The following is a 25,294-nucleotide window of genomic DNA, read 5'->3' as shown; positions in this document are numbered from 1 at the left end:
AAGTGTCCTTTAGAAAGCTTCTATAAGATAAAATGATCCCGGTTATTGGAGAAAGTGAATCTAATAAAACCCATTGTTTACAAAAACAAAACCATCAAATCCTCGTCAGCTTCCGGGTTGATTTTTAATGCTTGCAAACGTAACGCCTGGTACATTTGGGCATCTTCTTTATTCAGTATCCGGATATCCATTCTTTTCCCCCACTTCTTCAAGTTCTTTTCGTCAAATCAAATCTTTTTCAAACTTTCTCAGCTGTGCGTCCACCCAAACAGGATACCTTACATTAAAGAAATCCGCTGCACATGAAAAAGCAGCGGTTTTCTTTTGAGTCTTGTCAAGCCTTAACAAATTCCTTGCCGGTTTTCGCCTGCTTCATGGTTTCCTGAATATACTTTACCGATTCGTGGAGCCAGTTGGTTTCCTGTTCGTCTAATTCGATTTCCAGCTGCTTTTCCACACCGTTCCGGCCGATGACGCTAGGCAAGCTGAGGGCGACATCGCCATTATAACCGTACTGGCCGCGCAACGTTGTGCAGACCGGATAAACAGTCCTCTCATCAAGCATAACAGCCTTGGCCAGAGTAACAGCAGCCTGGGCAACGCCGGCATTCGTCCAGCCTTTTCCGTTAAATACATCAAAAGCCGTTTTTACAACTTTTTCTCTGAAGACTTCCCTATCGAGCGGCTCTTTGCCTTCAAAAACTTTGTCGAGTTCTTTTTCGCCAAATTCCTGGACATTCAAACGGCTGAAGACCGGAAATGCAGTAAATCCGTGTTCGCCCATCATATAACCGGTAACGCTTTTTGGATCAATATCATAGTTTGCAGCAACAATTTGGCGCAGGCGGGCGGAGTCCAGCATTGTTCCCGTTCCGAATACACGGCCTTTTGGATAGCCGAATTCGTTTTCCGCAATATAAACAACCGTATCGAGTGGATTGGTAATAAAAATGACAACGGCTTCTTTTGTATACTTGGTGATCCCTGCCATCACTTCACGTGTGACGGATGCGTTTGTAGTCGCCAAAAGTGCCCGGTCAGGCATTTCTTCTTCTTCCGATTTAATAACGCTTGGGCCGGCCGCGCAGATGATTACATCTGCATCCGCACATTCTGAATAGTCTCCTGCTTTGACAGTCACATTCGTCATATATGTAAGTGCTGTTGCGTGTTGCTGGTCGAGCGCTTCGCCAAAAGCAACGTCTTCATCTTTATCGATAACTGCAATTTCCGAAAACAATCCTAATTTCATAGCATCTGCCAGTACACATGAACCAACATGGCCGACACCGATGACAACTAATTTATTCTTTTTCATATTCATTCCTCCTTGTCTTTTTATTTTACCATATTTTAAACTATATGATTTCTAAAAATAGTCAGATTGTGTAAAAAAATACTATTCTAATATATTCTGATCCTGCCCGGCATACTGAAGTGTAAGCGGGTGATTTTGGTTCATAGAAGCCTTGTACAAATAGATCTGTCCCTTCGGCTTTACCGCAGCATTTGGATCTACATGGAAATCTTTTCCTAATCCAATGGTCCAGACCGCTTCGTTATTTCTTACCAGCACAACCGCCAATGTTCCGAACTGGACGGCATGATTCCAGGGTTTACGAGGCAAGATATATACAAATAAGGCACCGCATGATACAGTGCCTTATGATTGCAAAGCGGAATAGAGGATTAATCTTTAAAAATTGTTGAAATCACTTTTTCATAGGACATATTGCTGTCAACTACATAAGTACCGGGGCGTAAATTATTTTCAATTCCTTTTTGCTCAACATCTTTTGAAAATTTAAAAGCATCGTCAACAATTTTGGCTTTCTCCAGCAGACGTCCGACATCGATACTTGTCATCCCGTCTGATACTTTAAACACAACCCGGTTCACCGTTTTTTCTTTTGAATTGGAGGCGTCTCCTTTTTGTGTTTTCGCCCTGGCATTTGTGAGGTTTTTGTCATATTCTGCTTTTGTTTGAACAACGTAACCGGCGTTTGCGAGCCGATCTTTCATCTCTTTTTTGGTAAGCTGCGTTTTTGCAGTTGTTTGGGCTGATTTTTCGGTTGCTTTGCTTGGGGTTTCACTTGAACTTGATAAATAAACCGCACCGGTAATAGCTGACGCAACCAAAATGCCGGCCGCAAAGCTGCTCAACTTATTTATTCCCATGGGCAACCTTGCTCCTTTCATTTTTCGCTGCTATAAACGGTGCCAGCAATTCCTGAATTTCGCTTACAGATGCCTGCTTCTTCGCGGCAATACTATCAATGGAATAATCACGTTTATATAAATCAAGTATTTCACGCCTGTACAGTTTATCTTGTGCAGAAAGCTGAACGCCTGCTTCTTTTTCTGCAATTTCCAAATCAAGCTTGACATTCCGGATATCCTCTTTCACTCGATTGATTTCATCCATCAATGACAAGTGGAGCATCTCAATTTCCTTCTGCTCGGATATTGCCTGGTTGCGGGCTTTTGCCATTGAAATGATGAACAAAACAGCAGATACTGCAAATAAAACGGCGATTGTCCATCCCATCAAAATAAATTCCTCCTTCTGTAAAATTAATCGCTCAAGACTCTATTATACATGCAGTTTCCCTATTTTTCGATTAAATTTATGTTAAAATACCAAAAAATGCATGACACAAATCAACAAAATATTAAAAAGTCAACAACCAAAATATAGCTGGCTGATGACTTTTCGCCCATTCTCCCTTTAAGCCTGTTATACAAAGTTAAAAGCAATCAATAATACGGCGCCATCATCAAATAGACGATTACACCTGTAATGCTGACATACAGCCAGATCGGCATTGCCCAGCGAACAATTTTTTTATGCTTTTCCACCTGCATCGTCCATCCCCACACGAGTGCAAATAAAGCGAGCGGGACGATGACCGCCGCAAGGAAACTGTGAGTGATCAGAATAAAAAAGTAAAGGGTCCGGATGGCGCCGTGCCCGCCGTATCTTGCCGCTTCCGGAGATATGTAGTGGAAAGTTAAATACGTAATTAAAAATAGAAAGGTAGACGCAAAAGCAGCCAGCACAAAACCTCTGTGCACATTTATATTTTTCCTTTTAATGGCGATCAGCGCGCAGACCAGAAAAATAAAGGTAAAACTATTAAATACTGCATTGATTCTTGGCAAAAGATTAATATCAAAATCTACTTTTCCTTTATAGCCGATATTGGTAAAAAACAGCAGCAAAATCACAATATTGGCCACCAGCGAAACGGTAATGATCAACGCGGTAAAATTTTTATTGCTTTTTTGCTGGTACGGTTGATAGTTTCCTTTTTCCATATCACAAGCACTCCATTATCTGTTAGTTTTCTTTTTTCGTTGGTTCGATTTCCATCAGTTCGAGCCGGTAGTCTGCAACCTGGCCTTTCTGATACAAATTGGTAAGTGATGTCGAATAATTTTGGATTGCCCCCCTGAATGCCAGCCCATTTTCAGGAACTGTGACATCAAAGATCTTCTTATACAAAAGCGTGGCAATATCATGGTACTCCTCGCTTTTGACCTTAAAGGCAAAACGGATCTTCCAAAGAACCTGTCCATTTTGGTTTTGAATTTGTTCCTGTTCATATTCAAATGTCTGGATGAGCGTATCATTTAAGATGACTTTCATTGCCAATTCGATATCCCTTCTTTCAACTGAATACAGTATCAACTTTATCATAGCATGAAAGAACAGGCGCAAACAAACACAAAGTCTTTATTTTCTCCAATTTTCAAACCTGTTTTTTTATGTTAAAGTATATAATGAAAAAATATACATATTGGAGAGAGACCATTGCCAGAATATAAAGCATTATTTTTGGATATTGACGGAACGATTATCACACCGGATGATCAAATTGAAGAGTCTACGAAGCAAGCCGTTGTACAGGCGCAGGAAAAGGGCATCCATGTCTTCCTGGCTACCGGAAGACCACTTCATGAAATCTCCCCTATTGCCGATGAACTTCATGTTACTTCGATGATCGGTTATAACGGCGCTTATGCTGTCAGCGGCGATGAAGACCTGTTTAAAATGCCGATGGACCGTACGTTGGTTGAAAATTTTACGAAAATCGCAAAACAACACGGCCATGAAGCGATCCTGTTTACAAGTCGGCATAATTATCTTACTACATTTGATTCACCGGCTTTAAACCAGTTTCTAAAAAAACTTCATTTTCACAAGAACAAGTTGTATACCAGTGAAGTAACCGGAAAGATATTAGGCATCACGCTCGTAAACGTCCATGGCGGCGAGGATTCACTATATGAAACATATCCAGGCTTGCATTTATCCCAGGTGAATGTGGATGGTTTGCGGCACAGCTATGATGTTATCCGTGATACGGTTAATAAAGGGATTGCGGTATCAAAAATATTGAAAAAGCTGGGCATACCGAAAGAAGAAGCGATCGCATTTGGTGACGGAATAAATGATAAAGAAATGCTGAAAGCGGTTGGCGAGAGCTTTGCAATGGGCAACAGCAATCCGAAGCTGTTCTCTTTTGCAAAGCATCGAACGACAAAAGTGACTGAATCCGGCATTTACAACGGTTTAAAAACGCTTGGTATTGTTGAATAGCAAAAAGGCCGGGACCCTTTAAGCTTAAAGGGTCCCGGCCTTTTTTTAAAAATTATCGCGGATCGCTTTTTTCAGGAGCTGTTCGCACCGTTCCAAATCGGCTTTAACAAGTTTTTTATACGCCTTTGCTTTTTCACTATCCTTTATTTTATAGACGACGATTTCTTTTCGTTTGGCCCCGTCCTGTTTCACTTTGATTTTCGTTAATATTTCCTCATCGTCTTCCAGTTCATGCAATGCCCGGTAAATTTCAGAATGCTGCGGCTCGAATCCAAGCGGCTTAAACTCCTTCTTTAATTCATCCAGCAATTGGAGGCCGTACCAGCGCCCGTTTTCAATATTTGTGATGATATATAATTTTAAAAATGCCCGCTGTTTAATTAAAAAACCTGTACTCTCCCTGGTTCTCTTCGCTTCCACTGCAATCACCTTTTTTCTTTATTATAGTGCAGTGTGTGAAGTGCACACAACAATTAAGTACGCTCTATGGGGCAAACATTTGTTTATTTAATTGAGTTTTTATTGGTTTTTATTAATGTGTTATTAGCACAGTGTGTTGTTATTACAAATAGATCAAATATCCTCAGTTGTCCTTGTTTTTTGTTAAGGCACTACGTTCTTATTTTTTTGGTTGTGTTTTTAGCACATAGTACAATTAAAAAAGTTCGAAATTACTGACGGTTTATTTTTTAATAAGTTGACATAATATGATTATTTTTTATTTTTTCTTTCATCCTCTCTCTCTTCTAAAAACAAAAAAAGCCGGACGATGCCGGCAAAATTGTTTGCTCATTCTTGGGGATTTTTCAATACACACCCTCCAGCTCGATATTTCTTAGGACATCTGGAAGCCATTCACTTTTTTAACCATAAAAACCTTTGCAGAGAGTTGCGGTAATTTTTCTTTTTAAACAGCTTTCCTATGCATTTGATCTCCGACGCATTTATTTTGGCTGCATGCGGATTGCGCCATCAAGCCGGATCGTTTCCCCGTTCAGCATCGGATTTTCGACAATGCTTTGAACCAATTGGGCATACTCATCGGGCAGCCCCAGCCTTGGGGGAAACGGCGTCATTTTTCCAAGTGATGTTTTTGCATTTTCCGGCAGTGCAGCAAAAAGCGGGGTTTCAAACAAGCCCGGTGCAATCGTGACGACTCGGATGCCAAAACCTGCCAAATCTCTTGCAATCGGAAGTGTCATCCCGACAATGCCGCCTTTAGATGCACTGTAAGCAGCCTGGCCAATCTGCCCTTCAAATGCGGCGACAGAAGCCGTGTTAATCACCACACCTCTTTCACCTGCCTCATTCGGTTCATTTTTGGCCATTTTTTCAGCGGCAAGCCTGATCATATTAAACGCCCCGATTAAGTTCACTTCAATGACTTTTTTGAAAGAAGCCAAATCATGGACACCATTCCTTCCAAATGTCTTTTTCGCTTCCCCAATCCCGGCGCAGTTCACCAGAATGTTAACGTTTTCAATTTGTTTCAAAGCAGCCCTTACACTTTCTTCATCTGTGACATTTGCCGGAATAAACCGAACCTGTTCGCCAAGTTCTGCTGCCAGCTTCTTCCCCTTTTCTTCCTGCAGATCCACAATAACAGCCTGGCCGCCGTTTGCAGCAATCCTTTTTACGGTTGCTTCCCCCAGTCCCGAAGCGCCTCCGGTTACAACCGCAGTACGATTTTGAATTTTCATCAGTCCATCCCCTTTTTTTAACATACTCATTGATGAAAACATTATTGTATGGCTGGTTTTTACATCTAAGCCATCCTGTTGGTTAAAATTCTATCTGCTTCATAGAGAAACTGTCAACATGATTTTTTAAGTACAACCGGTTTTTCTTTAAAAGCGGCTTTTAAAAGAATAAGGGAAAATTGTGGTAAAATGATCTACAAGAGAAAGTACAGGAGGGCTGGCTGATGAAAACTTTTAAAATCATACTTGGCGATATTACAACGATTGCTGCAGATGCAATTGTAAATGCTGCAAATACAACCTTGCTTGGTGGCGGCGGGGTCGATGGCGCCATCCATCGTGCCGCAGGACCTGAACTATTGGAAGCGTGCAGAACATTGAACGGCTGTGCGACCGGCGAGGCCAAAATCACATTGGGGTACAGGCTGCCGGCAAAATATGTCATTCATACGCCCGGTCCGATTTGGCAGGGCGGGAATCATCATGAAGCCAGGCTTTTGCAAAACAGCTACCTGAACAGTTTGGCTCTCGCTGAATCCCGTGCCTGCCGCGTTGTCGCCTTACCATCGATCAGTACAGGTGTTTACCATTTCCCGCTTGATCAGGCTGCTCCGATTGCAGTACGGATCATCCATTCTTTCCTTGAAACATCGGAACATGTCCAGGAAGTTTTAATGGTTTGCTTCGATGAAAAGACAAAACAGGCCTATGAAAAAGCAGAATTAGCTTTTCGCTCCTAATTCTGCCTTTTCTGGCCCGTGTTCTTTAGTGATACTGTTCAAGGCTGTTGCAAATATACCGGTGCATCGGCCAGCTCAATATTATTTTTGCGGAACAATTTGATGACGGCGTGGCGCATATCGTTTTCCCACTGCGCTTTATCGCTGCCGTTTTCGAGCGGTATCTCAATCAGGAAGCCAAAGCCCTGATGCTGGATATCAATCAGGCGGACTGCCGCAGAAGTGCCCGGCAGCAGGCCTTCTAACTGATTCTTTACGATTTCAAACGCTTCGTTTAATACCTTTTCCACTTTTTTGGTGTCCATTTCAGCACTGACACGCACTGTAATTTGTGCTGCAGGTTGTGCCATTGTCCGGTTCATAATCACTTGTTCAATGAAATATTGGTTGGGAACAGTCAGCTTTCCTTTTTTATCAATTGTTACCGTTGTAGAACGCAGGTTGATTTTTTGAACCCTGCCAGTTTCATCGTTAATCTGTACGACTTCCCCGACTTCAATCGGGCGCTCGAACAGAATGATCATACCGGATACAAAATTAGCGGCGATATTTCGCATCCCAAAGCCCAGCCCGATCCCGACCACGCCCAGGATCGTGCCAAGTGCAGATAGGTCTATCCCGACACTTGTGAAGCTAATGCAGACAGCCACAATCATGACAGTATAATAGATAATACGATTAAATGTATAACCTAAACCGCGGTCTACGTGATAGTGGGCATAGACGGTTGAAAGCACGTATTTTGTCAGCAGCTTTACAAGCCTGTGCGCCAATGTGACAATCATTATAACGATGATCAGCAAAAAAGCCGTCACATCAAGCCCGCCTTTTGTATATAGCGGATAAAAGAGCCATTTGTTATTTGAGAAATCGAACAAGAAAAATAAAATGACGCCGTAAAAACAAGCCCAGTTGGTAATTGAGACTACCACGGGCAGAAACGTTTTTTTCAGCCGGCGTTTCCGTTTTGCAAGCAGCTTTACAGACCATTTAACGAGCCACCCCAAGATCAGCAGCAATCCCGCTTTCAGTAAAAAGTGAAGGATATGTACGGTTGTGATATCCTGCCAAAGTGTTTCTAACATATTTATCACCTGCTTCAGTAAAAGTTCTAATGGTTCTATACCCTGAAGCAGCGCAGTAAACCTATTTTCGGTTCGTAAACTTTTTACAGGCATTAAAATAACGGGTTCCATATCCTTACATTTTTGGCCATGCTTCTTTACATCCCGAATGGTTTAAGATAAAGGAGACACTTATGCACACCGCTCTCGCAAATTTTACAGGCCGTATTTTTTTAGTTTTTTATAAAAAGTGCTGCGCGGGATATCAAGCAATTTAGCTGCAGCTGCCGCATTCCCTTTTGCGTGTTTTAACGCTTCGATCATCATGTCACGCTGAATTTTTTCCCGCATATTCAGCACCAGCGCTTCCGGAGGCTGTTCAGCCGGTGTTTCACCTGCTGCATGGATCCCGCGGGATAGGAGCGTACCTAAAAAGTCTTCAATGTCCGTTGTTCTTGCCTGGATCGTAATATGCAAATTTTCAAGCACATTCAGCAATTCCCGGATATTGCCCGGCCAGCTGTAGCCCGCAAGGATCTGCATGGCTGTTTGATCAAGATCAAGCTGCCAGTTATAATGCCTGCAAATATACGCGACAAGCGCCGGAATATCCTCTTTCCTTTCCCGTAAAGAAGGCACATGAATCGGATATACAAAAAGCCTGTAATATAAATCCTGCCTGAAACTTCCTTCTTCAATCAGCTGCAATAAATCGCGATGGGTAGCTGTGATAAAGCGGATATCAACAGGGATCTCCCTGGAGGCGCCGACCGGAGTCACTTTTCTTTCCTGCAGCACGCGTAATAAAGCGGTTTGCGCAGAAAAAGACAATTCCCCAATTTCATCCAGAAACAGCGTCCCGCCATCCGCCTGCTCAAATTTCCCTTTATAGCCCTGCCGTTTTGCCCCTGTAAACGCGCCTTCTGCGTATCCAAATAACTCGCTTTCCAATAAATCTTTTGGAATCGCCCCGCAGTTGACGGCAATAAACGGCCCGTCTTTCCGGCAGCTGTTTTCGTGGATGGCTTTTGCAATGAGTTCTTTTCCGGTCCCGGTTTCGCCGGAAATGAAACATGTTGTATTGGTGGCAGCTACAAGTTTAACTCTTTCCAAGGTTTCCTGAAAAACACGGCTGGTCCCCGCTTCACCCCTGAAAAGAAAAGGCTCCTTCTGCACAGGGACAGGGCTTTTCAACGGCTGTTTTAAAGGCTGTGGCAAGAGCAACATGCAAGTGCCAATTTTTTCATGGCCGGCTGAAAACACTTGCGACTGTTTGGCGATGAAAAACTGCGGGTACAAAATTTCTTCAGCCGGCTTGCCAAAATAAGACGGAAACCTTTCGCGGATAGGTTTACTCGCCGCTACCACTGTATCGTTTTGGTCGACTACGATAAAGGGCTGCCCGCTATACTGGTCGGCCAGTTCAATTGCCTGGCGAATGAGTGAGATTTTATTGCGGTTGGACTGATCAATGATTTCCTGTTCAATCGTATGGGCCAGTGAAGAAACCATGCCAAGCATAAAAGGGTGGGCTGTTTCAAGCGGGCAGGTTAAATCAATCACACCCAGCAAGTTCTTCTGAGCATCGAAAATCGGGGAAGCTGCACAGCTCCATTGATGGGAAGCAACCGTGAAATGTTCCGTGCCGTTCACCATGACAGGCTCTCCCGTTTGTAAGGCAGTCCCGATCGCATTGGTCCCAACCATTTTTTCTGTCCAGCAAACCCCTTCAGTAAAATTGATGGCTTTTGCCTCATCGAGGATCTTCTGTTTGCCTGAAACGGACAATACATAACCGTTTGCGTCAACTAGAAGCGCCATCATCCCTAAATCATGGATCATTTCCTCCAGATTTTTTAAATGCAGAGCTGTCGCGTGCATGAATAAGGTATTTTGTTCCTGCCGCTTTTTTAGTGTTTCCCGCGGTAAAATGTATGGGCCTTTTCTTAAATAGGGGTTTACATTATGCTGTTTGCAGCGATACCAGGATTCTGCAATTCTTTTATTTAATCTGGACGAGTCCAATGTTCCTTCCTTTACAAAACGCTTCCAAGTATTTAAATAACAGATTGCCATCTTCCCATTCACCTCGAATCTAACGGTAAAAACATTTGACCATCGATTATGAAATTCATGTTGAATGGAAGCTATGGGACCGTTTTTCCTATATTTATATTATAATCACCTGGTTAAGCGTTTTCAATATATATCCAATTGTTAAATTTAAAAATCTTATGTATGGTGTTAAGTTCATCCGCTTATAATTAACAGGCCTCCGCTTCACCTGATGGATTAAAGCGGCGGCCTTGTGTTCCAATTATTTAAGCGTGTACGGCGTGGCCGGATGCACTCAATAGCGCTTCATGAATCGCTTCTGATACGGTTGGGTGTGCAGCGATATAATGTTCGAATATATCTGCGGTCATTTCCGTATGAAGCATCAATGCCCCTTGCCCGATCAGCTCCGTTGCATGCGGGCCGACAATCGACAGCCCAACAATTTCCTGGTATTGCGGTTCAATGATGACTTTGACTTTTCCGGTTGGTTCCCCCGTAATCATGGCTTTACCATTCGCCGAAAATGGGAACTCGCCGGTTTGAATCTCTCCATATTTTTCTCTTGCCTGTTTTTCAGTCAACCCGACACCTGCAATTTCAGGAAAACTGTAGATACAGCGGGGAACAGCATGGTAATTGACGTCGGTAGTGATCCCGGCCGCATTGCGTGCTGCAACTTTCCCTTCATGAAAAGCAACATGTGCAAGCTGAATGCCGCCAATCACATCTCCGCATGCGTATATGCTTGGATGGCTCGTTTGCATTCTTTCATTCACAAGGATGCCGGATCTTGAATAATCCACTCCGGCATTTTCAAGCCCCAGCCCTGTTATTTTCGGTTTTCTGCCAATCGAAACCAGCGCGAAATCGGCCTGCACTTCGATTTTTGTACTGTTTTGTTCCAAAACTGCCGTTTTTGTTTCCGCTTCAAGCGCTTTTACAGCAGCAGACGTATAGATGGTAACGCCATCCTGCTCCAATTGCTGTTGTAAAACCGCGGCAATATCCGGGTCCTCACCCGGGAGGATTTGGCCGGCCATTTCGGCAATTACTACTTTCGTCCCGATCCGGCTGTAGATACTTGCAAATTCACAGCCGATAACACCGCCGCCGACAATCAAAAGTGATTCCGGGATTTCAGGAAGCGACATCGCCTGCGTGCTGTCAATGATCCATTTGCCGTCAAACGGGGCAAACGGCAAAGCGGACGGCTCTGAACCCGCCGCAATAATAAAATGGTCTGCCGCTACCTCCTGAACGCCGTCCTGCGTTTCAACCAAAACCGACCGTGCCGATTGAAACGAGGCTTTTCCTTTTACCACCGTTATTTTATTTTTCTTCATTAAGTATTGGATGCCTTGCACCAAAGTGGCTACAATGGCATTTTTTCTTTCAAGCACTGCTGGCCAGTCGATGCAAGGTTCCCCGCCGTTTAGACGGATACCGAAATTTTTCGCATGCTTTATGGCATGAAACCGGCCGGCGCTTTCGAGCAGGGTTTTTGTTGGCATACAGCCGACATTTAAACATGTTCCGCCAAGCGGCCCTTGTTCAATTAAGATCACATGCCCGCCTTGCTGTGCTGCTGTGATGGCTGCCACATACCCGGCCGGGCCGCCGCCAATGATTCCAATTGTTGACAATCTCATTCCCTCCTTTCTATAAAAGCATGGTAATGGGCTCTTCCAGATACTGCTTCACCGTTTGCAGAAAGGCTGCTGCAGGTGCGCCGTCCAGGACGCGGTGATCGAACGTCAGGCTGAGCGGCAGCCGGCTTCTTTTTTCAATTGTTTCTCCAACAAATACCGCCTCATCTGTCACCACGCCGACACCTAAAATTCCTGCTTCCGGCGGGTTTAAAATCGGCGTAAAGAATTCAACGCCGCTTGCCCCGAGGCTTGATATCGTGAAGGTCGAGCCTTGCATTTCATCGCCCGAAAGATTGTTTTCGCGTGCTGCTTTCGCTTTCGCTTTGATTTCCTTGGACAATTCAATCAGCTGTTTGCTGTCTGCATTACGGATCACAGGTACGACAAGCCCTTTTTCCAAAGCCACTGCTATCCCGAGATGGACTTGTGGATACGTGCGGATTTCATCCTCAATATAGGCGCTGTTCATATTCGGATGCTGTTTTAAAGCAAGCACAACCGCCCGCGCGATAAAGTCCGTTATCGTCAGTTTATTGCCATAACGTTTTACGACCGTTTCTTTCGCCTGTTTTTGCAAGGCGACAAGCTCCGTAACATCCGCTTTCATTGTAATCGTCAGTTGTGCCGTGCTTTGCAAACTGTTTTGCATGCGGTCCGCGATCACTTTTCTCATTCCCGCTACAGGTATGCGTTTCGGCTGTTCCAAAGCTGGCTGTTTTGCAGCTGTTCTTTCTTTATTGGCTTTCAGTTCCCGCTGTACATCTTCTTTTGTAATTCTGCCTCCAGGGCCGGTTCCTTTTAGATCAGCAATGTTTAAATTGGCTGCTGCCGCCATTTTACGGGCGACAGGCGAAATTTTGATTCGTTCTTTTTCCTGCCTCAAAGGTGTTTTTGTAATTTCGGCTGGCTGCGCAGCACTTGTTTCATCCTTTTGTTCCGTTTTTTCTGGTTCCTTTACAGGGGTTTGATTGGCTGGCACTTTTTCATTTTCGTCCCCGATGTAACAGATCACGGTTCCCGGCGGCACACCTTCACCTTCAGACACGCTGATTTTCAGTACTCTCCCGTCAGCTGGTGATTCGATTTCCATCTCAATTTTTTCCGAATTAATATTGGCAATTGGATCCCCTTTTTTAACAGGATCCCCTTCTGTCTTATTCCATTGTGAAACGGTTCCTTCTTTCATGGCCATTCCAAGTTTTGGCATAACGACTTCAACCGGCATCATATCCACTCCTTCCGTTTCTATTTATTTGATTTACAATGCGATCGGCTCGCCTAATAGTTCGGACACGACTTGGATTACTTTTTCAGGGTTTGGCAAGTAAATATCTTCCAGTGGCGGAGAAAACGGGACAGGCGTATGCGGTGCCGTAATCCGTTTAATCGGTGCATCCAAAAGGTCAAAGCCCTGATCTGCAACAAGTGCCGCAATATCTGTTGCAACATTGCACCGCGGGTTGGCTTCGTCAATGATAATGAGCCTGTTTGTTTTCGCGACGGAATCAAGGATCGCGCCCTCATCAAGCGGTGACAAGCTGCGCGGGTCGACAACCTCAACTTGAATGCCTTTTTTGCTGAGGGTTTCCGCTGCCTGCAAGGCCGTTTGCACTTGTTTGCCGATTGCGACAATCGTCAAATCGCTGCCTTCCCGTTTTACATCTGCTTTGCCGAGCGGAATTGTATAATAGTCTTCTGGTACTTCGCCTTTCATATTGTACAGCGTTTTATCCTCAAAAAAGAACACAGGGTCGTTGTCTTCAATGGCTGAAAGCAGTAGCCCTTTTGCGTCGTACGGCGTGGATGGTATGACAACTTTTAATCCCGGGATTGCCGTAAAAAGTGCATATAAGCTTTGCGAGTGCTGGGCTGCAGCTCTGAATCCGGCACCATACGTCGTTCTGACAGTAACCGGCACCTGTGCCTTCCCGCCGAACATATAGCGGAATTTTGCACCCTGATTCAAGACTTCGTCCAAGCAGCTGCCGATAAAATCGTTGAACATCAATTCTGCAATTGGCCGCAGCCCGGTCGAGGCGGCTGCCATCGCTGCCCCCATATAGCCGGCTTCTGTGATCGGCGTATCGAGGATCCGTTCACGTCTGAATTCTTTTACAAGCCCTTTTGTGACGCCGAGTACGCCGCCCCATGCTTCCTCGTCCTGAAGATGGTCAACCTCTGCACCGCCGGCAACATCCTCCCCCATTAATATGACATTCTCGTCTTTTCTCATCGCCAGTTTCATTGCTTCATTAATTGCTTGGGACATGCTGATCTGCCTTCCCATTATATGACTCCTCCTTTAATTTGAATTTTGGTTGAACAGGATCCGTTAATATGTGACATACACATCTTTTAATAATTCAGCTGAATCAGGATAAGGGCTTTCTTCACTAAATTTCACACTTTCCGCGATTTCGTTGTCCACCTGTTGTTCAAGGCTGTCAATTTCGCTTTTACTCATCAAGCCTTGTTCAACCAAATATTGCCTGAATTGCTCAATCGCATCTTTTTCGTTCAGCTGTTCTGCTTTTTCTTTTTCTTCTTTATATTTTTGCGCATCGCCCTCAAAATGCCCGTAGTTGCGGTAAGTCACGCATTCGATCAATGTCGGGCCTTCGCCATTCCGCGCTCTTTCAATTGCTTCTTGCGCTGCTTGATAAACCGCAAGAGTATCTTTTCCGTCAACCCTCACACCCGGGATATTGTAGGCAATGGCCCTGTCCGCGATTGTTTTACAGCTGGAAGCATAAGAGAAAGGTGTTGCTTCCCCGTACCCGTTATTTTCGGCGACAAATACGACAGGCAGTTTCCAGACAGCCGCAAGATTAATGCCTTCATGGAAAGTACCGTGGTTATTGGCGCCGTCCCCGAAGAAGCAAACGCTTACATTTCGGGTCTTCTTATACTTTGCCGTCAGCGCTGCCCCGCAAGCAAGCGGAAATCCCCCGCCGACAATGCCGTTTGCCCCAAGCATGCCTTTATCCAGATCGGCGATATGCATGGATCCGCCCTTACCTTTGCACAGGCCGGTTGCTTTTCCATAGATTTCGGCCATCATCCCTTTTATATCACAGCCTTTCGCAATACAATGCCCATGGCCGCGGTGTGTACTTGTAATCATGTCGGCATCCCCGAGATGGGCGCAAACACCAACTGCAACTGCTTCTTCCCCTGCGTATAAATGGACAAATCCCGGTAAAATCCCGCGTGCAAATATTTCATGAACTTTGTCTTCAAATTTCCGGATTTCGAACATTTTTTGTATCATCCACTGCGCTTTTTCTTTGCTCAGCTGCAATGCATTGCTACTCAAAGTTTCCATTCATTCCATCCTCCTTGTTTTCATTTCTTCCAACATTCATAATGCAAGTACCATGCCAATTTGACAGCGTTGTCATTCCGGCGTTTTTTAATTCCGTGAAAAAGAAAACGAGACAAATTGAGACCGCAATCTCATTTTGTCTCGCTTTGTCTCGTTTTGTCTCCCTTTTTTCTCAAAAGCATGCGATGATCATTTTTTTAAATTCTCCAGCTCATGCCAGTATGCACAAATCGTTTCAAGGCCCTTTTCAAAGTTTTCAAGTTCAAAATGCTCATTTGGCGCGTGGGCGTTCTCTGTCGGCAGCGCAAAGCCCATTAAGACAACCGGCAGTTTTAAAATTTGTTCAAAGGATGCGACAATTGGAATCGAGCCGCCTTCCCGTTTATAGGTAACCGGCACCTTGTAAACTTTTTCGAATGCCCTGCCTGCCGCCTGGATAACAGGATTATCAAGCGGGGTAACATACGGATACCCTTTGTCAAATTCAGTAAGCGTAATCGCCACACCTTTAGGGGCATGTTCTTTTATATGTTTTTTAAGCAATTCCAGAATTTCATATGGATCCTGATCCGGGACAAGACGGCAAGTAATTTTGGCGAACGCTTCGGAAGGGAGCACCGTTTTTAAACCTTCACCTGTAAAACCGCTGTTTAAGCCATTGATCTCAAGTGTCGGCCGGATAGATGTCCGTTCCGCATAGGAATACCCTTTTTCACCGAAAAGTTCGGGAACGCCGAGCTGCTTGCGGATTTTATCTTCATTTTCACGAAGTGCGGCAAAAGCCTGTTTTTCTTCATTGGTGGCTGGCACCACTTTGTCGTAAAAGCCATCAACCGTAATCCGGCCGTCATGGTCATGGAACGATGCCAGCAATTCAACAAGCGCTTGTGCAGCATTTCTTACGCCGCCGCCATACTCACCCGAGTGCAAATCACCGGCAGCACCTTTCACATTAATTTGCAAACCGCATAATCCGCGGAGCCCGTAGCTGATCGCCGGTTTCCCTTTTTCAGGCATGCCGGAGTCAGATATCACAATCAGATCTGCCGAAAGCATTTTCTTATGTTCTTCTACGAAAGATGGCAGGCTTGGGCTGCCGACTTCTTCTTCGCCTTCGAATAATACTTTCACATTAACCGGGATTGTTCCTGCTGTTTGCATAAGCGCCTCAATTGCTTTAACATGCATAAAAACCTGGCCTTTATCATCACTGACGCCGCGCGCAAAAATTTTTCCGTCACGGATTTCCGGTTTGAAAGGTTCACTTTCCCATAATGGCAGCGGATCGACCGGCTGTACATCATAATGCCCGTAAATCAGGACGGTCGGTTTCCCGTCTGCATGCAGCCAGTCTCCGTATACAACCGGATTGCCTTTCGTTCCCATTACCTCTGTATGCTCAAGCCCGGCTTTTCCGAGAGCGGTTTGAAGCCATGCCGCGGCTTTTTTTACATCTTCCTTATGTACGGATAATGAACTGATACTTGGAATCTTTAGAAAATCAAACAATTCCTGTAAATGCTGTTCGCGGTGATCCTGCAGATACTGCTCATAAGATTGTGCCATCACATTGCCTCCTTCAACTATATCTCTTTTATTGTAAGGCAAATTTTACTAATTATCCATTTTCATACCTGTTTTCCACTCCGAAGCCAGCATACCGTAAACGACATGGTCAACAAAATGGTCGTACAGCCATTCCGCCTGCCTGATAGTTCCTTCATTGGTAAAGCCCAATCTTTCCGGTATAGCCCTGCTTTTAACGTTTCCGGTTGCCGCACGGATTTCGACACGGTTTAATTGTAAATCTTGAAAGGCAAATGCAGTAAAAGCTGCCGCTGCCTTTGTCATGATCCCGCGGCCCTGGAATTTTTCGCCGAGCCAATAGCCGATATGGGCAGTTTTATTAGCCCAGTCAATGCGGTTGTAACTGATCGAACCGGCAATCTTGCCTTTAAAAATAAGAAAGGCTGTCATTCCTTTATTTTCAGCATAGTCCGCCAAACAGGATTGGATAAATTTTGCCGAATCACCAGCTCCAGCCGTCCCGTCAACCCATGGCAGCCATTCACGCAGGTACCGCCGTGATTGGTCTGTCAGCCTAAACAATTCTTCTGCATCCTTTAATGCCGGACATTTTAAACATACATCACTGTCAATTTGATAAGTAAACATCACAATCCTCCCATACACTCATTCAATTTTTATAAGTTGCCCTATAAAACCATATCTGAATGACTACCCATCAACTGCTCTACCTGCCCGGCCAGCTCCCGGATGAGTTCACCTGCAGAAAGGTCCCGGCTCAGCCGCGGATTCTGGCCGCTCCACATGGCAAGATAACCCGGATTTTCTTGCTGCCCTGCCGCTTTGCGGATTTCCTGTGTGAGCTTGTTTTGAATCGGATACGCTGGAAGTGCTTGTTCATGCTTTCTCATCTCTATGATAAAGTCATTTTCAATCCCGCGTGCCGGTTTCCCGCTGAATGATGATGTAACCACCACCTGATCCTCAGCAGCTGACAATACCGCCTGCTTATGCAAACGATTGGCACCACTTTCCACGGTTGTTAAAAAGGCTGACCCCATTTGAACTGCTCCGGCACCTAAAACAAGCGAAGCAAGAATCCCGCGGCCGTCCATGATACCGCCTGCTGCAATGACAGGAATTTGAACAGCATCCGCCATTTGCGGCACAAGTGCCATCAGTCCAATCATCGCGTGCTCAAAGTCTCCGGCAAAACTGCCGCGGTGCCCGCCTGCTTCACTCCCTTGCGCCACAACCAAATCCATTCCCGCTTCTTCATTTAAAAGCGCTTCCTTTACCGTTGTGGCGGTTCCAATCAGCAAAATCCCCCGACTTTTCAACTGTTCAATGACAGATTGCGGCGGAATTCCGAAAGTAAAACTGCACACCGGCACTTTGTATCGTTCAATCAGTGCAATTTGTTCATAAAAAACGGGATCAGAAGCTGCAGGCTTTATATTTTTCTTTTTCAGGCCCAGTTTTTCACGAACCGGGTTTAGCAGCTCATTTGCTTTTTCCAGTTCTGCGTCCGTTGCCTGCGGGGTTTCAGGCACAAATAAGTTAACGCCAAAAGGCTTTTCAGTTTGCGCCTGTACCGCCCGGATTGCTGTTTCTAATTCATTTTTCCCCATGTAGCCTGCTCCAATCATGCCCAAGCCGCCTGCATTGGATACGGCTGATACAAGTTCAGGCGTTGTAACCCCGCCCGCCATGCCGGCCTGGATAACCGGATATTGGACCGATAACCGCCTTGCCGCCTTTGTTTGGTTCCACATGATAAGCCCCCCTTTTTTTAAAAATATTCTTTATTCACAGTATATAGATTTGTATTACTTTCTTCAATACAAAAACAGAAGCCGTTGTCCACAAGCTCCTGCTCTTTTTTTGTTTTTCCTCTCCGCAAGCATCAGACCCCCTGAAGCCTCCAATTAAGGATGGCGCGGTGTAAGCGTCAAAAAAATTATTGTTGCATGCTCTGCTCGAGTTTTTCCATCAAAGCAAACAAAATTTCATAAACCAAAATAAAAGCTTCCAATAAAACCATATCTTCGTGGTAGCCGGGAACCTGATTCAAGGCAAAGTTTACGTCCCAAATGCCTTCATTGCCTTCGAACATCAACTGCCCGGACCCCTCCCCTGCCAGCAGGCTATCAAGGGCAGCCTGAATTTCAGGACCGTATTTTTTCTGCAGCTTCAGCCCAAGCATACAGTTATAATGACCAAACACATCATCCAGTTCCAGGGAAATTCCATCAATACCAATTACGTCATACCAATCGGAAGCTGTATAAAGATATTCCCGCTTATGTTTTTTCAAATAGGTAAGCGGCTGCTGTAAAAATTCCGGGGATTCCACTGCCAGCGTCTCATCGGTTTGTTTATCGGCCCGCTCAATATAAGCATTGGCAAAGCGGGTACTGTTGTCCGCTTCAATCAGTTTTAGACTTTCTCTTTCATCCTTGAAAAAAGCTGGATGGCGGTTGGTATAGTCGAGTTCTTGTTTACATAATAAAATTACAGTTTTGCTTCCTTGCTTTTTACTAAATTCCTTCATATATTTTTTTAATTGGGTATCCAGCATCATGTCTCATCCTTTATTTACATATTCTATCCTACAGTATGTCCCAGCCGGCTCAGAATGGTAAAGAAAAAAAGAATGGGCTTCATATAATCCCGTTTTGGTAATCATTCAATGGTATGTTTGACAACACATGTCAGCATCTTTGGCATGAGGATGCTAACTTATTTCCCATCATCTTTCAACAATCCTTGCAAGCTAAGTTTGAGCATTTCAATCAACTGCTCGAAAAACGGCATCATTTCCTCGAACATGGCATCCGGATGAAGTTTTAAATAACCCATGACGCGGTTATTATAATATTCCAAATGCGACTGGACAACTGCCTGAAGGACACTGCGGTCTACATCTTCTTTTAAATTCAGTCTGTCAATCATATCTGCAAAATACTGCTGGCTCAATGCGGTCATGCGCCCGAACAATTCACCCATCTTGCCCGCGAGCTTATCAGGCGGATTGGCGATTGCCCTTGCCAGCAATGGATAAATATCCGGATATTTTTTCAAAAACAACAGTTCCCGCTTGCAATAATCCTTCAAGTCGTCAATCATCCGGTTTGTGCGCGGCCAGTTTTCATAATCAAGTTCCTTCATTGTAAAATGGATGGCATACCGAATACATGCGTCATACAGCTTTTCTTTTGACTCAAAATAGTGGAATACCAGCCCTTTGGATGTTTCTGCCTGCTTTGCAATTTGATTCGTAGATGCTTGTTCATATCCTTTTGCCGCAAATTCATGGATGGCCGCCTCTAAAATCGCTTGCTCCTTCGATTCAGGCATCTATGCTTTCAAATCCTTCCGATTATAAATCCAAAACGTCGATAGGACGCAGACCACGATCACTGTGATATCTGTCACCATATAATTCCCTTCGATGCCGTTTTTGAATACATTGCTTGGAAGGGCTGCTTCTAATGGCGAAAAATAGAGAAGCGTTTTGAAATCCGTTTGCAGTTTTCCAACCACCCCAAGAATATAGCTTAAAAATACAATGCCCAGTGACAAAGATGTGACAGGCTTACTTGAAGATAACAGTGACGAAATCAGAAAACCGGCACTAAGAAAAGTCAGCCCCATAACCCATCCGGCCACCAAAAAACACGCAAAATTCGTTAGTAAACCGGCTGCCTGGTTTCCTGTGCCTTGAAAAAACAGGCAGATGAAATAAGACACAGCAACTGTAATGACCCAGTATAAACTGTAAAGCACAACGCCGGCAAACATTTTCGAAGCAACAATAGAGGAACGCGATACCGGCTGCGCATACAGATAAGCAATTGTCCCGTCCCCTTCTTCTTTCGCTAACGCACCTGCCCCTGACATCGCCGCAAATATCCCGGTTGCAATCATAATATATTGAAAATAATACCCGTAAAATCCTTCTACCGTCGACAGTGACGCCAAATCGGAAATATTAAATGCCTCAAACATCTTTTTTGGCATGATGCTCATATCAAAAGATTTCATCGTATCTTTCATAGACGGAAACAAAGACATCAGCCCGAATGTTAAAACCGCAACAACAACCATCCAAATGAGCGAACTTTTAAAATTGGTTTTGCATTCCAATTTAAATAAGGTCATAGCCTGTTCCCCTCCTGATTTTCATACATTGACATAAACTGTTCTTCAAGGTCCCGGTTTGTAATGGCCACATCTTCAAACTCATGTGTCATTTCCGACAAAACAGAAAACAACTTTGCCAGATCTTTTTCATAAAGAAAACGGGCTTCACCTTCTTTTTCAAATATACATTTGGCCCCGATCGCAGCCATTCGATCAACCGGCAGTGACGGCCCTTTTAAGATAATGACTTTAAATTTTTTATTTACTTTCGTCAAATCCTCCACACCGATCAGGCGTCCATCTTTAATAAAAGCCGCTTTTGAGCAGTAATCCTCTACTTCTTTCAGATTATGGCTCGATAAAAAGACAGTGGCACCCTGGCCCTGTTTTTCTTTCAGCAATCGGAAAAGTCTTGCGTGCATCAGTGGATCAAGCCCGTTTGTCGGTTCGTCCAGGATCAGCAATTCCGGATTGTGGAGCAGCGCACAGACAATCGCCACTTTTTTCTTATTGCCGAGTGAAAGATCTCCAAACTTTTTCCTGCGGTCTACCTGAAATATCTCGCATAATCCAGCAGTTTCTGTTTGGTTTTCTTTCAGGCCATGAAAATCAAGACTGCACTGGATGATGTCTTCCACACGGAGTTGCGGGTAGAAGCGGACATCACCCGGTACATAACCAATTCTTTTTTTTACTTCCACATTAGCGGAAGGCATCTCCATCCCAAGCAGTCTGATGCTGCCGCCGTCGCGCTTGATGAAATCGAGCAGCATATGAATCGTAGTGGATTTTCCCGCCCCATTCGGTCCGATAAAACCAAAAAACGCTCCCTTTTCAACCTGCAATGACAAATCCTTCACCGCTATAAACTTACCAAAGGATTTGCTGACATGATCTAATTCAATCACGGGCATTTTCAACACCCTTTCTTTGTAAATTGACCAGGTGGTCGATCAGTGTCAATATAACACGTACCGACCACCTGGTCAATATAAAAAGATAAAGATAGGAATTATTTTTGTTAAAAGCCGATACCCCACCTGTATGTTTTAAGGTTTGGTTCGCTGATATGACAGGCACTTGATCAGATCCTGTTTTTATATACGTGTAGCGAATGGCATGATCGGTGTGTATCAATTTATTTTCTGCCTTCAAGATCCTAATCCTTTCTTTTATCCATTTCCTTCCTGCAGCAATAATTTCCGGAACGGTTTCCGCCAGGCTTCGGCCAGTGCTTCGACGCTTAAAATTTCTTCTATCGCGGCAACATTCGTTTTGTCATGATATCTCACTTTATTAACATGAAGGATGGACAGCTGTTTTTCCCCTTTTTCCAGGAGGATAAGCCGGTCTCTTTTCCGGACATAGCCTTCTTTCAGGACACGCATATAAAAACCGGACCAGCCGGTTTCCATGATGTCAGCCGGAAAACTGTCCAATCCATATCTGGCGGCAATTTTGAAGCAAGGCTGGCGCGGCTGGGATACCTGTACAACCGCGTCCCCCATCTGAAAAACATCGCCGATATGGATATCTGCTTCCGTAAGTCCTGCAAGCGTGATATTTTCACCAAAAGCCCCAGGCTCAAAAGTACGGTTAAATTTCTTTCCCCATTCCGGAAAATGATCGGAAACATAGACACAAACTGCTTTATCTTCCCCACCGTGATGGACGAGATCCGCTTGCCCGTCCCCATCAAAATTTTCTTTTGCTAAAAAAACCGGCCCTTCCTGCGGTGTTTTAAAAATGCCGCTCTGTACCACTTTCTGCTTATAAGGAAGTTCCTTTGGTTTTCCAATATTCAGCGAAACAACAACACCACTTGCCATCCTGCCCACTCCTTCATTCAAACTGGTTTGTCTAAATTTTACCACAATATGGATTCGGCTAGTAAATCCTTGAAAAAATATTTGTAAAATGACACGTTTGTCGTTATAATAAATAAAACGACACATGCGTCATTTAAAGGAGGAGAACAATATATGTTTACGCTGCTTTCCAAAAACCACCCGTTGCTGCTTTTACTTAGTGCACAAACGATTTCCAATTTCGGAGACTGGCTCCATATTTTAGCACTTTTTGCACTTACCGCCTTCAAATGGGATGCAGGTCCGCTCGCCATGTCCGGCATCACCCTCTGCATGGTACTGCCTTCCATCCTACTTGGCTCACCAGCCGGAATCATCGCTGACCGATACAGTCGAAAAGTACTGATAATTGCTGCCGATACAGTCGAAAAGTACTGATAATTGCTGCCGATTTGGTCCGAAGCGGGTGTGTGCTGGGGATTGCTTTTGCTGCTTCGCTATGGCAAGTTTACTTGTTCCTGCTGCTTCTAGGCACATTTTCGGCAATTTTTTACCCTGCTAAAAGCGGGGTTTTGCGCCAAATCATAACCGAAAATCAAATCCAGGCCGCAGTCAGCACCAGTGAGATGATCAATAACAGTGCAAAAATCATTGGACCGGCAGCTGGCGGTGCACTTATAAGCTTTATCGGGATTAAAGGCGCCTTCTATCTTGATGTCCTTTCCTTTCTGCACTCCGCCCTTTTGTTAACGGGCATAAAAGTTCCAAAATTAGAAGCAAGGGCAGAAACCGGAAGTTCAGAAAGTCCTTCTATTACAGAAGGACTCCGCTATATTATGCGCTTTCCAGTCCTGAAAATCGGCCTGATTGTTTTATGTTCAATGATGCTTGCATTGCAAATTTCCGATTCTCAGGTCATGATATTATTAAAGGAAATCAAACATGCAACGATTAACTTTGCAGGCTGGTGCATTGCTGCAAGCGGGATCGGCATGCTGGCGGCTTCTGCTATTTTTACAAAGATCAAAATAGGAGAAAAATTAACGGCACTAATATTCAGCCCTGCAATACTGGGCGCAGGTTTTATTGCCGTGAGCATTGGCACCGGCTGGCCAACCGGTATTATAAAAATCGTTTTCCCATGCATCTTTTTCCTGATGGGCTTTTCTTTCACGATGGCCATCATCCCGTTTGATGTAATGGTCCAGAAAAAAACGCCGGAAACGCATACCGGCAGAGTCTTCGGTGCCATAAACAGCGCCTCAACACTTGCTGTTCTTACAGGAATTTTAGCCGGCGGCGGTTTGTCTGAATGGCTCGGAGTCGGGATTACGTTTCAAATTTCCGGCGGCGCATCCTGCCTGCTGGCATTGATCACCTTGATTGCAATAAGAAAAATAGAAAGGAAGAATCCGGATGTCACCGAGGGTATCGAAAGAACATCTTAATCAAAGAAGAAATCATATATTGGATGCGGCAAAGCGTGTTTTTGAACGCAAAGGATATGAGCCGGTCACGATGCAGGATATTGTTAAGGAAGCCGGCATCAGCAGAGGGAATTTGTATCAGTATTTTTCAAACACAGAAGAAATCATGCGTGCAGTCATCAAGAAAAGTGATCAATCATTTTTTGCTTATATCCATGATTTAATAAACGGCCATGAGAAAATTTGGGATGCAATCCAGGCATACCAGCGTGAAGTTTTAGAGGATGTGACCGGAAATTTCGGGATGGTAATGTACGAATATTCCGTGATCAGTTGGCGTAACGCCGACCGGAAGCAATTTTTTCAAAAGCGGGGTAAAATTGCAATGGAAGATTTTCTTATGCTTCTTAAAAAAGGTGTAGAGCACGGTGAATTTGATCCGATCCAGCCGCTTGAAACAATTGTTCGTTTTATGGTCAATGTATGGGACGGCCTGATCTTAATGGCCCACATTGAAGGGATGAAAAGTGCAGCGGTTGCCGGGCAGCTTGAAGCATTGAACTTGTACTTGAAACAGGCTTTGCGCCCTCGTGAAGAAGTTGAATGGCGCTTAAACTAAAGCGGGTTCCCTCCCATAACTATGACCCGCCTTTTTTTAAAATTTATGAATCAAATCTCATCATTTCCATTTAATCACCCAGCACAGGATGCAACAGCTTTTTGAATAGACTTTTGTAATTTTAAAAACAAATGAAAAAGCCAGCTGCATCAAACAGCTGGCTTTTTCATTTGCCCGGCAACGTCCTACTCTCGCAGGGGGAAACCCCCAACTACCATCGGCGCTGAGAAGCTTAACTTCCGTGTTCGGGATGGAAACGGGTGTGGCCTTCTCGCCATTATTGCCGGACCGTATTGAGTTGTAAAGGATGTATTCCTTCAAAACTGGATAGGAGAAAAACAAGTAAACCTTGAATCAGCCAAAAATTAGGTCAAGTCCTCGACCGATTAGTATTCGTCAGCTGCACGCGTTGCCGCGCTTCCACCTCGAACCTATCAACCTGATCATCTTTCAGGGATCTTACTAGTTAAACTAGGGGAAATCTCATCTTGAGGGGGGCTTCATGCTTAGATGCTTTCAGCACTTATCCCTTCCGCACATAGCTACCCAGCGATGCCTTTGGCAAGACAACTGGTACACCAGCGGTGCGTCCATCCCGGTCCTCTCGTACTAAGGACAGCTCCTCTCA

26 protein-coding genes and 2 rRNA genes are annotated in these 25,294 nt (G+C 44.5%); 5 read left to right on the top strand and 23 right to left on the bottom strand.

Features of this window, described 5'->3' with window-relative positions; all coding sequences use genetic code 11:
- Window positions 1-334 precede the first annotated feature (334 nt).
- From C232_RS0108165 to C232_RS0108140, 5 genes are all read right to left on the bottom strand, one after another.
- Window positions 335-1,318: an L-lactate dehydrogenase gene (locus tag C232_RS0108165; RefSeq protein ID WP_018663185.1), complete on the bottom strand. Its 984-nt coding sequence runs from the start codon at window positions 1,316-1,318 to the stop codon at window positions 335-337.
- Window positions 1,319-1,689: 371 nt separating this feature from the next.
- Window positions 1,690-2,178, bottom strand: a complete 489-nt coding sequence (locus C232_RS0108155; protein ID WP_018663181.1) for a hypothetical protein — start codon at window positions 2,176-2,178, stop codon at window positions 1,690-1,692.
- Window positions 2,165-2,548: a hypothetical protein gene (locus tag C232_RS0108150; RefSeq protein ID WP_018663179.1), complete on the bottom strand. Its 384-nt coding sequence runs from the start codon at window positions 2,546-2,548 to the stop codon at window positions 2,165-2,167. Before C232_RS0108150 ends, C232_RS0108155 begins: the two co-directional genes overlap by 14 nt.
- 209 nt (window positions 2,549-2,757) lie before the next feature.
- The gene (locus C232_RS0108145; protein WP_018663176.1) at window positions 2,758-3,318 is read right to left on the bottom strand and encodes a DUF420 domain-containing protein; all 561 of its coding nucleotides are present in this window, start codon (window positions 3,316-3,318) and stop codon (window positions 2,758-2,760) included.
- Window positions 3,319-3,340: 22 nt separating this feature from the next.
- Entirely contained in the window at window positions 3,341-3,655 is a 315-nt protein-coding gene (locus tag C232_RS0108140) for a DUF3219 family protein (protein WP_018663174.1), read from the bottom strand.
- A gap of 159 nt (window positions 3,656-3,814) precedes the next feature.
- On the opposite strand from C232_RS0108140, the gene C232_RS0108135 reads away from it, so the two are divergent.
- Complete coding sequence (locus C232_RS0108135) at window positions 3,815-4,603, top strand: Cof-type HAD-IIB family hydrolase (protein WP_018663172.1); 789 nt, start codon at window positions 3,815-3,817, stop codon at window positions 4,601-4,603.
- A 45-nt stretch (window positions 4,604-4,648) separates the two neighbouring features.
- Here the strand turns inward: C232_RS0108135 and C232_RS0108130 are convergent, their stop codons facing one another.
- Both C232_RS0108130 and C232_RS0108125 read right to left on the bottom strand, forming a co-directional pair.
- On the bottom strand, window positions 4,649-5,023 hold the full coding sequence (locus C232_RS0108130) for a replication termination protein (protein WP_018663170.1): 375 nt from the start codon (window positions 5,021-5,023) through the stop codon (window positions 4,649-4,651).
- 524 nt (window positions 5,024-5,547) lie between these two features.
- A complete protein-coding gene (locus C232_RS0108125) occupies window positions 5,548-6,303 on the bottom strand; it encodes a 3-hydroxyacyl-CoA dehydrogenase (protein WP_018663168.1) in 756 nt (251 codons plus the stop codon).
- 224 nt (window positions 6,304-6,527) lie between these two features.
- On the opposite strand from C232_RS0108125, the gene C232_RS0108120 reads away from it, so the two are divergent.
- Window positions 6,528-7,043, top strand: a complete 516-nt coding sequence (locus C232_RS0108120; RefSeq protein ID WP_018663166.1) for an O-acetyl-ADP-ribose deacetylase — start codon at window positions 6,528-6,530, stop codon at window positions 7,041-7,043.
- Window positions 7,044-7,081: 38 nt separating this feature from the next.
- On the opposite strand, the gene C232_RS0108115 is transcribed toward C232_RS0108120, so the two are convergent.
- The 14 genes from C232_RS0108115 to C232_RS0108040 all read right to left on the bottom strand — a co-directional run bounded on the left by C232_RS0108115 (window position 7,082) and on the right by C232_RS0108040 (window position 22,641).
- Entirely contained in the window at window positions 7,082-8,128 is a 1,047-nt protein-coding gene (locus tag C232_RS0108115; RefSeq protein WP_018663165.1) for a mechanosensitive ion channel family protein, read from the bottom strand.
- Window positions 8,129-8,323: 195 nt separating this feature from the next.
- Window positions 8,324-10,183, bottom strand: a complete 1,860-nt coding sequence (locus C232_RS0108110; protein WP_018663163.1) for a sigma-54-dependent Fis family transcriptional regulator — start codon at window positions 10,181-10,183, stop codon at window positions 8,324-8,326.
- Window positions 10,184-10,428: 245 nt separating this feature from the next.
- A complete protein-coding gene (gene lpdA / locus C232_RS0108105; RefSeq protein WP_018663161.1) occupies window positions 10,429-11,808 on the bottom strand; it encodes a dihydrolipoyl dehydrogenase in 1,380 nt (459 codons plus the stop codon).
- Window positions 11,809-11,824: 16 nt separating this feature from the next.
- Window positions 11,825-13,039 (bottom strand): dihydrolipoamide acetyltransferase family protein, encoded by a 1,215-nt coding sequence (locus C232_RS0108100; protein WP_018663159.1) that lies wholly within the window; start codon window positions 13,037-13,039, stop codon window positions 11,825-11,827.
- Between the two features lie 33 nt (window positions 13,040-13,072).
- On the bottom strand, window positions 13,073-14,101 hold the full coding sequence (locus C232_RS0108095; protein ID WP_018663157.1) for an alpha-ketoacid dehydrogenase subunit beta: 1,029 nt from the start codon (window positions 14,099-14,101) through the stop codon (window positions 13,073-13,075).
- A 45-nt stretch (window positions 14,102-14,146) separates the two neighbouring features.
- Window positions 14,147-15,139: a thiamine pyrophosphate-dependent dehydrogenase E1 component subunit alpha gene (locus tag C232_RS0108090; protein ID WP_018663155.1), complete on the bottom strand. Its 993-nt coding sequence runs from the start codon at window positions 15,137-15,139 to the stop codon at window positions 14,147-14,149.
- Window positions 15,140-15,328: 189 nt separating this feature from the next.
- Window positions 15,329-16,705 carry a dipeptidase gene (locus tag C232_RS0108085; RefSeq protein ID WP_018663153.1) on the bottom strand — a complete coding sequence of 459 codons (1,377 nt, stop codon included), beginning with the start codon at window positions 16,703-16,705 and terminating at the stop codon, window positions 15,329-15,331.
- Window positions 16,706-16,753: 48 nt separating this feature from the next.
- Window positions 16,754-17,314, bottom strand: a complete 561-nt coding sequence (locus C232_RS0108080) for a GNAT family N-acetyltransferase (RefSeq protein WP_018663151.1) — start codon at window positions 17,312-17,314, stop codon at window positions 16,754-16,756.
- Between the two features lie 41 nt (window positions 17,315-17,355).
- Window positions 17,356-18,441, bottom strand: a complete 1,086-nt coding sequence (locus C232_RS0108075) for an NAD(P)H-dependent flavin oxidoreductase (protein WP_018663149.1) — start codon at window positions 18,439-18,441, stop codon at window positions 17,356-17,358.
- 185 nt (window positions 18,442-18,626) lie between these two features.
- Complete coding sequence (locus tag C232_RS0108065) at window positions 18,627-19,247, bottom strand: hypothetical protein (protein ID WP_018663145.1); 621 nt, start codon at window positions 19,245-19,247, stop codon at window positions 18,627-18,629.
- Between the two features lie 161 nt (window positions 19,248-19,408).
- Window positions 19,409-20,026 (bottom strand): TetR/AcrR family transcriptional regulator, encoded by a 618-nt coding sequence (locus C232_RS0108060; RefSeq protein WP_018663143.1) that lies wholly within the window; start codon window positions 20,024-20,026, stop codon window positions 19,409-19,411.
- Window positions 20,027-20,830 carry an ABC transporter permease subunit gene (locus tag C232_RS0108055; protein WP_018663141.1) on the bottom strand — a complete coding sequence of 268 codons (804 nt, stop codon included), beginning with the start codon at window positions 20,828-20,830 and terminating at the stop codon, window positions 20,027-20,029.
- Complete coding sequence (locus C232_RS0108050; protein WP_018663138.1) at window positions 20,827-21,726, bottom strand: ABC transporter ATP-binding protein; 900 nt, start codon at window positions 21,724-21,726, stop codon at window positions 20,827-20,829. Before C232_RS0108050 ends, C232_RS0108055 begins: the two co-directional genes overlap by 4 nt.
- A 258-nt stretch (window positions 21,727-21,984) precedes the next feature.
- Window positions 21,985-22,641 carry an MOSC domain-containing protein gene (locus C232_RS0108040; RefSeq protein ID WP_018663134.1) on the bottom strand — a complete coding sequence of 219 codons (657 nt, stop codon included), beginning with the start codon at window positions 22,639-22,641 and terminating at the stop codon, window positions 21,985-21,987.
- Window positions 22,642-22,794: 153 nt separating this feature from the next.
- Between C232_RS0108040 and C232_RS20245 the strand changes: the two genes are divergently transcribed.
- The 3 genes from C232_RS20245 to C232_RS0108030 are packed head-to-tail and all read left to right on the top strand — an operon-like array spanning window position 22,795 to window position 24,666.
- The gene (locus C232_RS20245; protein ID WP_235801532.1) at window positions 22,795-23,058 is read left to right on the top strand and encodes an MFS transporter; all 264 of its coding nucleotides are present in this window, start codon (window positions 22,795-22,797) and stop codon (window positions 23,056-23,058) included.
- A gap of 32 nt (window positions 23,059-23,090) precedes the next feature.
- Window positions 23,091-24,068 carry an MFS transporter gene (locus C232_RS18495; protein WP_235801531.1) on the top strand — a complete coding sequence of 326 codons (978 nt, stop codon included), beginning with the start codon at window positions 23,091-23,093 and terminating at the stop codon, window positions 24,066-24,068.
- Window positions 24,037-24,666 carry a TetR/AcrR family transcriptional regulator gene (locus C232_RS0108030; protein WP_018663131.1) on the top strand — a complete coding sequence of 210 codons (630 nt, stop codon included), beginning with the start codon at window positions 24,037-24,039 and terminating at the stop codon, window positions 24,664-24,666. The genes C232_RS18495 and C232_RS0108030 overlap by 32 nt, the downstream gene beginning before the upstream one ends.
- 172 nt (window positions 24,667-24,838) lie before the next feature.
- On the opposite strand, the gene rrf is transcribed toward C232_RS0108030, so the two are convergent.
- Together rrf and C232_RS0108015 are read right to left on the bottom strand one after the other, a co-directional pair.
- A 5S ribosomal RNA gene (rrf, locus tag C232_RS0108020) occupies window positions 24,839-24,954 on the bottom strand.
- A gap of 78 nt (window positions 24,955-25,032) precedes the next feature.
- Window positions 25,033-25,294, bottom strand: a 23S ribosomal RNA gene (locus C232_RS0108015); the annotation flags it as partial.

The sequence above is a fragment of the Heyndrickxia acidiproducens DSM 23148 genome (assembly GCF_000374345.1).
Classification (GTDB): Bacteria; Bacillota; Bacilli; order Bacillales; family Bacillaceae_C; genus Weizmannia; species Weizmannia acidiproducens.
This window is presented reverse-complemented; position numbering and strand designations above follow the sequence as displayed.